Source organism: Candidatus Rhabdochlamydia sp. W815 (assembly GCF_018642185.1).
GTDB classification, from domain to species: domain Bacteria; phylum Chlamydiota; class Chlamydiia; order Chlamydiales; family Rhabdochlamydiaceae; genus Rhabdochlamydia; species Rhabdochlamydia oedothoracis.
On the sequence record NZ_JAAVTY010000006.1, the window covers coordinates 18,454 to 27,927 of the forward strand.

The following is a 9,474-nucleotide window of genomic DNA, read 5'->3' on the forward strand; positions in this document are numbered from 1 at the left end:
CTTCAGTAAAATATAGCCAAAGTAAAAAAATCATGATAAAATTAAAAATTTATTTTATGTGAGTATATAAACAATGAAATACATAGGATCTTCACGACAACCAACAGCTCTTTATTACATCGCTTTAACAGAAATTTGTAGGCGTATAGCCTTTGGAGCTATTGCTTATTTATTTTTCTTTTATATAGCCGACTTTCAATATTTTACAGAACACGCTTCCGGTCAAATAGGAACCGTATTTTTATCAATTACTATTTTTCTACCTATATTAGGTGGATTCATAGTAGAACGCATTCATTATCGTCTCTCTGTTATTTGGGGTATTTTATTAAATGCAATAGGCTGTTTTCTGATTTTAACCAGCTCTTTACCTTTTCTGTTTATTGCTCTTGTTTTGGTAGCTTTTGGAAATGCTTTATTTCAACCAGGTAGCTACGCTCTCTTAGGTACCTTTTATCAACAAAAGCCTCATTTAAGAGACTCTGGCTTTTCCATTTACTATGCCCTCATAAGCTTAGGGCAGCTTTCTGCATTTTGGATCCTAAACTCCTTAGCTGATTTAAAAAACCTACAGGCAGCTTTTGCAATAACAGGTAGCATTGGATTGATTGGTTTAATCCCCTTAAGTATAGCTTTAAAGCAATATAATAGACTTAAACTCCAAGCTGCAGAAAACGCTTTTTCTCCTCTTCACAAGCAGGAAAAAGATCGAATTTGGGTAGCGGTCATCCTCACCTTATTTTCTATTGTTTTTTGGATAGCTCAAGACCTAAGCCACACGACATTAAGTCCTTTATGGATCGAATATGGTCCCTCTATGATTAGACTTCTACCCTTTGATATGCAACTCTTTAGCATACAGAGCTTATATCTCATCTCAATTGCGCTTGTTTTAGCCAAAATCTATCTTTTTTCTTATAAAAAACGCTCTTATAGCAATGCTATCTTAAAAATTTCTCTCGCTTTTTTCATCTTGAGCATTTGTTTTGCCATGTTTACTTTAGATAGCTTCGAGCTAAATTTCGGCTCCTATGTAACTAGTTCGGTATTTACCGTATATTTTTTCGTGGTTTTGGCAGAGCTGCTGCTAGCTCCTATTGGTCTTTCTTTAATCACACGCCTATCCCCGCGCCGTTACACAGCTGTTTTAATCGGTATTTGGATTACTTGCTTCAATGCTGCTTTTTATTTAAGAGATTTAGCTTTTTTATTTATTCCAAGTCCCGTTTCTCCACATATGCTTTTTGAAACCGTTGCGATAGCATTGATCATCATCGGTCTTCTCGTATTTGCTCTTTCCAAAAAATTAAATCGCATGTGTCATTTTGAGCTCTTTTAAGCACTCTTTAAAATCCTCTGGAATTTTAGCCTTGACTGTTATTATTTGATGAGAAATAGGATTCGGGAAACGCAAGATATACGCATGCAACAAATGACGTATAACAGAGGTTCTGCAAAAAAAATGTTTTGCATAGAGGGTATCGCCTAAAATGGGATATCCCATATAACTTAAATGTACACGAAGCTGATGCGTCCTACCGGTCATTGGTTGGCATAGAAGAAGAGAAGCGGTTTTACTACGCTTTAAACAACGCCATAAAGTAACAGCTCTTTTAGCACCAGGTTTAGTAGCTACTCCATATAGGCTCTGTCCTTGGTAGTTTTTTAATTTTGCAATAGGCTTATCTATTTTTCTTTCCTCTTGCAAAACTTGCCCATCCACTAGTGCTAGATAAAACTTTTCTACAGAGTGCTCTTTAAATAAAGCAATCAATTTTTGTAAAATGAGTTTATTTTTCACAAAAATTAAAGCACCTGATGTCTCTTTATCCAAACGATGACCCAGTAACCATCTATCTTTTAATAAAGGTTGTAGGGACCGCATATCACTGATTAACATTGCGGGTTTGTTACAGATAAGCAGGTGTTCATCTTGATATAAGATTTCTAAGTGTTTTGGATGAAGAGTTTGGGGCTGATATAAGATCACCACATCCCCTATCTTTAGAGGATGGGTAGAAAAGCGCTCGACGATTCCATTTACAGTGCACAACTTTGTATCAATTGCAGATTTTAGAGACTTAACCGAGATGTCTGTGCATTGCAGCCTTAAAAACGCAAGTAAAGACATCCCTTTATACTCTCTTTCCAATTGAGCTTTACACAGAATCTTTTTCATCAAAATGCTCAAGAAAATCTATCGTGACTCTTACCCCAGCCCCTGTAGCTAAAGTGGGATGATAAGATTTAGACTTTGATAAATAAGCCACTCCTGCAATATCTAGATGCGCCCAAGCTGCTTTTTTAATAAATTGCTGTAAAAAAGCCGCTGCTGTGCAAGAAGATGCAGGACGGCCTCCTATATTTTTTAAATCAGCAATCTCTGATTTTAGCATTTCGGTATACTCTGGGTATAAGGGAAGACGCCAAAGCCTTTCATCTGTCCTAAGAGAGGCTTTTTGTAAGCCCCTTACAAGAGAGTCATTATTAGAAAAAAGACCTGCAGCCTCTTCACCAAGTGCAATCACAATTGCTCCTGTTAAGGTAGCAAAATCAATCACAACAGAAGGAGCATAGGTATCTTCAACATAAGAGAGAGCATCTGCTAAAACAAGTCTCCCCTCCGCATCTGTATTACCTATCTCCACCGTTTTTCCTAAGCGACTGGTATATACGTCCCCTGGTTTATAGCTACTAGGGCCTATTGCATTTTCTGCTAGAGCAAGCACACCAATGACGTTTCTTTTAATTTTTAAGCTGCAAAGGCTCTGTATTACACCCAATACACAAGCGCTACCAGCCATATCGCTTTTCATCGTCTCTATATAACCTGTAGTTTTTAAATTAAGACCACCTGTATCAAAGGTAATTCCTTTTCCTACAAGAGCTATTTTTTCTTTAGAAGAAGGATCTCCCATATATTCTAAAACAACTAAAGCAGGAGGTTGAACACTCGCTTTTCCCACAGCTAGCAATAAATTCATTCGCTCCTTTTCTAATTGCTTTTCACGTAAAACGACAACTTTAAGCTTTTTGCAGTCTTTACTTAAATCCTTTGCTGTTTTGATTAAACCTTCTACATGAGAATCATCCGCATTGCTATTCACTAAATCACGTGTAAGATATACCCCCTGCAGAATCTGTTCTACTTTCTTTATTAAAAAAGCATTAGATGGCTCTACACCGCAAATGCATGCATTCTCCAAAGGTGGGTTAAAAGGAATGCTTTTAAAGCAATCAAAGGCGTAATTTGCTAAGATTAACCCTTCTAAACTAGCTCGTATGAAAGAAAAGCCTTCTTTTTTGCTAAAAAAAGGCAGAAGTACATTACAGCTTTTGATCTTTTTAGCTCTTAGCTGTTTGACCGCACTTGCATAAGATTGCCGCAAGGTTTCTTCTTGACAATCAGCTTTTTCTCCTAGTCCTAATAAAAGAACCCTCTTTTCTATTCCTTTTTCGCGGTACAATAAAAGCGTTTCCCCTTTTTTACCAGAAAAGTCATCTAGAGGAATCTTTATAAGGACATCAAATTCTTTTAGTTCAAGAGCTATTTGCGCTTGAGTCTTTGTTTCCCATACAGGACATATCACAGCATCGGCGTATTTTCGTTTTTTTAGATCGGAAATATGGGTAATTTTAATCATAGTAATTAAAAAGGAATCTCCTCTTCTGCATCAAATGGTTCGTTGCTTAAAAGTGGTTTAGCTTGAATGCCCTCTTCTTTTAGCGGGGCATCGGTTGTTTGGCGCTCATCTGCCCTTTGATCTGTGCGACCAAAAGGACTAAACATGATATTATGAGCTGTAATTCCTGCTGAAATCTGAGGCTTTCCCTCTCGATTTGTGAAGATTTCTAAGTCCATTTCTCCTTGAACTATAATAGGGCTACCTTTCTTAAAATAAGCCATCATTTTATCAAATTGTTCGCCCCAAATAGTCACTCTCCACCAAATTGTTTCGTCTTTTCCAGCCTTACGCGTGCGTGCGGCTACACGTAAAGTAGTAACTTTTCGACCCGATGGGGTGAATTTAACTTCTGGATCAGAACCTAAATGTCCAGCAACTGTAGCTTGATTCATAAAAAATATCCTCGTATTTTTAAAAGTGATGCTACAAAGAGTATTTCTTGTAGCTACTAAAATAAGCAAGCAGTTTTCTTTCTAAATCAGAAAAGTCTAGAGAATTTAAGAAGATTATACATGCCATATCAGTATTTTTAACACTTTAAGCATTAATAATTACAAAGCTTGTTTTCGCTTTCCGACCAATGCTTTTTCTGACCTCGCCAACCCATTTTTTTTAAAACTATTTCAAGAACACTCTTAGAATTTTTATCATCTTTTTTATTCCAAAGATGGAAATAATAATCACAAAAAAATATCATATAGATCAACTATTCGTGGACGTGTTTTTTTGCGTGTAGACTCAAGTATTAGATGGATTTTGCTAAATTGTTTACGAGAGATATCGCTTGGATAAGAGCGGGCCATAATTACTTCCAAAGGTTTTATGAAAACTATCATTATACCTTAATGAGAAGATTTTAAACAGGCTCTTAAAGAATTATCCTTTACTAAAACCTCATCTACCCCACTCAATTTATAAATTGTCTTGTCGTGAAGCTTGTTGAAGAGCCGGATGCGGTAGTTCCGCAAGTCCGGTTCTGTGAGGGATGCGTAATGAAAGTTACGCATCTAATCGATAGAGGTTTCATCAGACGATTGAAAATGAATTTTATGCATCAGCATTTAGGCAAAAAGTTTATCATAGTCTAGAAGAACTGCAAATGGATGTGGATAAATGGGTAAAAGAGTACAATGAAGAGCGAGTCCACTCTGGGAAATATTATTATGGGAAGACACCATGGCAAACATTTCAGGATGCAAAGCATCTAGCACAAATGAAAATGCTAGACACATTACACCAAATTGATATTGTCAATGAAGTGCTATCTGTCAATTCAAGTTCTGTCTAGGACATGTTTTTTTAAGTATTTATATGTTCTTTTTTGTGCACTTCGAGGTTGAACGGGCACTCTCAAAAGTTTAATTTTGAAAGAAGTCTACTCCCAAACTGGCGTTAAAACTTCCAATCCAGTGCCATGTTTACTTGATTAATCTTTGAACCATTTCCAAATTTTCCATCATAACCTAAAGAAATGCTAAAACCGTTTTGAGAAGAAACAGAAAACTGTGCTCCAAGGAGAATTTGATCGGTTATTTGATGAAAACTAGTAACTGAAAAATCTGATTTACAAAATGTACCTTCTCGAAAACTAGCAGTGTAATGTCTTCCTGAAAGGGGTGTTGTTCTTAACCAACCCACGTTAACGCTGGGTACTAAACACATATTGCAATAGAGCCATTTTTTGGCAAGTTTCATATTAATTAGAAAACGTAAAAATGAAGCATATTTTCTTTTTACAGACAAGTTTATAGAATTGGCTTTGTTTTCTTTAAACGCTTCTTGAAAAATATTCAATTGATCTAATAAAATCTCTGGTTGAAGAAAGAAATTACAGTAACGCTCTAATCTAAAACCCGCTAATATGCTTTCTGAAATGTTCCAAATTGTAGGAGTGCTGTCTGCATTGCGAGATATCCCTGGAAATTTAATTTTTCGATGCACATCATAAAAACTTCCTGTTCCTAAAACAAGAAAGTCAAAATAAAAATTCTCAGAATTATATTTTAAACAAGGACCTAGATATCCTGAACTTGCACAGGCTTTTCCTGCTTGTTGTTTCCAGTCTAGCTGAGACTGAGAATAACCAATACCAGCGCCTAAACTCCAGTTATCAGTAAACAAATGATCTATCCCAATAGTAAATCCATAGGTTTGATTTGTAAAACCAATTGCTTCGTGACCAATCTCAGGACGACTATCTTGTGAATAAACAAATCCTAACGGGTTAAACCAAATGTCTGTAGGTTCACAATCATTTTCATAGCAACCGCCTCTTTGGTTTTCTCCTGATAAAAAGAAGGTATTTACTACACTAAAATTGTTTTCTAATTCGTTTAAGGCAAGCGCTCCGAATTGAGAAGGGGTTAATCTATTTAAAGCTTTTATATACTGATCTGTGGGAAGAACAAGTAGAGCTTTTGCAACTGTGTCAATATCAGTTTCAGCAAAATCAAAAGAAGAGCAAAATAGATAATCCTCTACAGCACCCGCGTTACCCTTTGGCCTACTAGCACGAATAACTATAGGAGGAATAACTATAGGAGGAATAATTAAAGAATCGGTAAGAATAAGGAGTTGCACCTCATTAGAAAGATAATTGATGGTATAATCAACAGGGTAAGTGCTGGAATTACTGCTAAATTCCCCATTAACGGTAGGATCTGTAGGATCTGTACCTGCGGTAAGAAAAGTATAGATTGTCCCCGCTGAATAAGTCCCAGGGGTAGGATGTACTTGTAAGGCTCCATCCAATGTGGCAATTCCTGTAACCTTAAGTAGATCTGTTGCTCCTGCTTCATTGATTTCTATGACAAGCTCTCCAGAATCCGTTTGCGTATAATCTCCATCTATGGTTAGTGTACCAATAGAATTACCAGGTTGCACACTACCGTTATTAGTTACATTGCCGATCGCTGTTCCACCCCCCCCAAGTATGGCATTAGTAGCTACGGTAAACGCACCTCCTAACTTATTATTCACCAGAAGAGTTCCTGCATTAATATTAACAGTCCCTGAAGAAAAGCCTGACGAATCATTAGTAAAATTTACCACTCCAGGTCCTTGTTTAGTTAAAATCCCGGATCCTGAAATAATGCCAGAATAGGTTCCTGTTTCCGCTTGATCAAACACAACTGTACTATTGTTTTCAATACCCTGTTGTAAGCTCGTCGTGTTTCCTACTAATACACCAGCATTTACCGTTATTCCTCCTGTGTAGCTGTTGTCTCCGGTTAAGGTAAGCGTTCCAGTTCCTTGTTTGGTAAAAGATCCTGTTCCGCTAATCACTCCTGCGTAACTGGTATTATTAGAGGTTCCTTCGATCAGAGTCTTTGTTCCTAAAACTATAGTTCCGCTACCACTTAGATCGCCGATGGTTTGTGATGAAGCTGTGATACCACTAATATCAAAGCTGCCTGTGTTATTAATAGTAACAGCTCCTTCAGAAACAAGCGTTCCATCTTCGGAAAGGGCTAAGATCCCCTGATCAATTGTAGTTCCCCCACTATAGGTGTTAACTCCGGTCAAGATCAGATTTCCACTATTGGATTTAATTAGGCTAGAATCACCAGAAACGATGCCTGAAAGGGTTAAAGTAGAATTAGATTCTACATTGATAGTTCCTAGTCCTAAAAGGCTAACGTTTCGAGCAGAAGAAAAGGACATTTGTGCTTTAAGGGTTCCTCCGTCAAAACTAATCCCACCAGATGGATCTCCTAAGTTACTATCCTGTGAAGCAATTAGGAAACCTCCATTAATATGCGTTCCTCCTCTGTAACTATTTACTCCAGATAAGGTGATCATTCCTGTATTCTTTTTAAGAATCCCATTATCAAAATAATCTTCAGGTGCATCTGGATCAGCTTCAATAGCAAAATTTGCATTCCAGTTGCTTTCTCCATCTAAAATGAGCTGGGCGTCTTTAAATAAAAATATATCCTTTGCGTATCCTTTACCAGGAGTTGCTGCCCCAGTTTCAACAGGATTCCCATCTGTACCAGTTTTAACTCCGGCTTTACCTATTTCAGTAGTATTGTCCTGTATGGTGGTTGGATTAAGTAAAATGAGAGTAGCTCTTTCGCCTACAAAAACCGCGCCTCCTAATGCTCCTCCTCCTCCTCCTGCTCCGGTATTATCTCCTCCATCTCCTCCAAAAAAACCTCCTTTTCCCATTTGCCCTGAGCTACCGCCGCCGCCGCCGCTGCCAAAACCTCCTCCTCCTCCTCCGGTTAGTCCACCGCCGCCGCCGCCGCCAAAACCTCCTCCTCCTCCTCCTCCTCCAGAATTTGCGATTTTTCCGATGCCACCAGCACCACCACTTCCAAAACCTCCTCCTGCTCCTCCTGTTGATGGACCAGTATCTGTAGCATTTCCACCACCGTTTCCACCACCACCGCCAATGCCAAAGGAGGCTGCTGGGCTAAAACCAACACCACCGCCGCCACCACAGTATCCTCCTGCAACCGAGCCATTTCCAGTTGCTGATGCCCCAGAGCCTGACCCGCCACCAGGACCAGGAGAATTACCCGAAGAGCCACCGCCACCGTCACCGCCACCATATCCCATTGCATCATTTAATTCCGAAAGTGAAACTCCTCCAGATGCTCCTTTTCCAGGCATAAAGCCTCCTCCGTTCCCTTGATTTTGTTCGGACGAGTTGGGCGCGTTTTTATTTGGAAGACAACTGATTCCACCTCCTCCACCCGCAACTGGTAACGGATTTGCATCGCTGGTCATCACATTTCCTCCAGAACCGCCTTGCGCCTTGTTATTTAAAAGCTCTACATTTGAATTGAATGTAACAACATCATTAAAACCGATAAAAAGAGCTCCTCCAGCCCCTAATCCTCCTCCTCCACCTCCTCCTGCAGAGTCTCCTCCAGAACCTCCAATAGCACCTCCATTTTTTAGGGTACAATTTTCAATGGATACTGATAAGGAAGGTGTAAAAGGAACCGTACTGAATAAGCAGAATTGATTGTTATTTCCGTCGATAACTTGAGGGGTAGACCCAGAAGCGGTAATATCTACTGAGCTTGCGATAAAGGGTAAATCAGTTTGAAGAATAATGGGAGAAAGGCCCGGGTTAATAGTTATCGTGTTTGATGAATCAAGTGAGTTATTAAGGTCTACGATAGCTTTCCGAAGGCTTCCCTCCACTTCATCATCTAGGTTATTTGTAACGGTAAATGAACCTGCCCAGGATAATGCTGAAAAGACAATCGTACTAGAAAAAATAAATAGACCCAAATTTTTCATTTTTTTCTCCTTTTATTTTACTATTAATAGATAAATAAATTATTTTTTATTTAAAATAAAAAAATATATATATAATAGAATTTTTGGGGATGAAGACAAAAATTACGCTATGGAAGGTGCTAAATAGGGTAAAGATGGAGAACGGAGCTGTTATTGCATATATAGTAGTGCCGATTCAAACGGCTAGCTTAATGGGGTTCCAGTCAACGACTTGAAACTTGTCGTTAATCCTACATTTCAAAACATCTGTTATTTTCGGTATCTCTTCTAAGAAGAATCCTCTAATTGCCTGAAAAAAAGTCACCGACGTTTCGTAATATCAATTGTATATAGTAGTGCTAATTCAAACGGCTAACTTAATGGGATTTAAGTCAACGACTTGAAGCTTGTCGTTAATCCTATATTTTTCTATGCGATTGAAATTGCACACAAAGAAGGGGTTGCTCCTTAAACGGAGTAGGATAAACTCTCCAATATAAACGAGATTTTTTCAAATCTCAAAACCGCTCATTAAAGAGCAAAAAAATGAGGA

The 9,474-nt window shown here is 38.3% G+C and carries 6 protein-coding genes and 2 pseudogenes; 2 read left to right on the top strand and 6 right to left on the bottom strand.

Features of this window, described 5'->3' with window-relative positions; translation table 11 throughout:
* The first annotated feature begins 73 nt into the window (after window positions 1–73).
* Window positions 74–1,339, top strand: a complete 1,266-nt coding sequence (locus RHOW815_RS01190; RefSeq protein ID WP_215216550.1) for an MFS transporter — start codon at window positions 74–76, stop codon at window positions 1,337–1,339.
* Here RHOW815_RS01190 and RHOW815_RS01195 read toward each other — a convergent pair.
* The 4 genes and pseudogenes from RHOW815_RS01195 to RHOW815_RS01215 form a co-directional block, all read right to left on the bottom strand.
* Window positions 1,307–2,179, bottom strand: a complete 873-nt coding sequence (locus RHOW815_RS01195; protein ID WP_220017486.1) for an RluA family pseudouridine synthase — start codon at window positions 2,177–2,179, stop codon at window positions 1,307–1,309. The genes RHOW815_RS01190 and RHOW815_RS01195 overlap by 33 nt on opposite strands.
* Entirely contained in the window at window positions 2,160–3,644 is a 1,485-nt protein-coding gene (locus tag RHOW815_RS01200; protein WP_215216552.1) for a leucyl aminopeptidase, read from the bottom strand. Before RHOW815_RS01200 ends, RHOW815_RS01195 begins: the two co-directional genes overlap by 20 nt.
* 5 nt (window positions 3,645–3,649) lie before the next feature.
* The gene (gene ssb / locus RHOW815_RS01205; protein WP_215216553.1) at window positions 3,650–4,078 is read right to left on the bottom strand and encodes a single-stranded DNA-binding protein; all 429 of its coding nucleotides are present in this window, start codon (window positions 4,076–4,078) and stop codon (window positions 3,650–3,652) included.
* Window positions 4,079–4,368: 290 nt separating this feature from the next.
* Window positions 4,369–4,489: pseudogene (locus tag RHOW815_RS01215) on the bottom strand (IS5/IS1182 family transposase); the annotation flags it as partial.
* A gap of 227 nt (window positions 4,490–4,716) precedes the next feature.
* On the opposite strand from RHOW815_RS01215, the pseudogene RHOW815_RS01220 reads away from it, so the two are divergent.
* Window positions 4,717–4,974 (top strand): annotated as a pseudogene (locus RHOW815_RS01220) (IS481 family transposase); the annotation flags it as partial.
* A 104-nt stretch (window positions 4,975–5,078) separates the two neighbouring features.
* On the opposite strand, the gene RHOW815_RS08435 reads toward RHOW815_RS01220, so the two are convergent.
* Complete coding sequence (locus RHOW815_RS08435; RefSeq protein WP_215216556.1) at window positions 5,079–8,942, bottom strand: autotransporter outer membrane beta-barrel domain-containing protein; 3,864 nt, start codon at window positions 8,940–8,942, stop codon at window positions 5,079–5,081.
* Window positions 8,943–9,117: 175 nt separating this feature from the next.
* Window positions 9,118–9,246 carry a hypothetical protein gene (locus RHOW815_RS08805; protein WP_256439893.1) on the bottom strand — a complete coding sequence of 43 codons (129 nt, stop codon included), beginning with the start codon at window positions 9,244–9,246 and terminating at the stop codon, window positions 9,118–9,120.
* Window positions 9,247–9,474 lie beyond the last annotated feature (228 nt).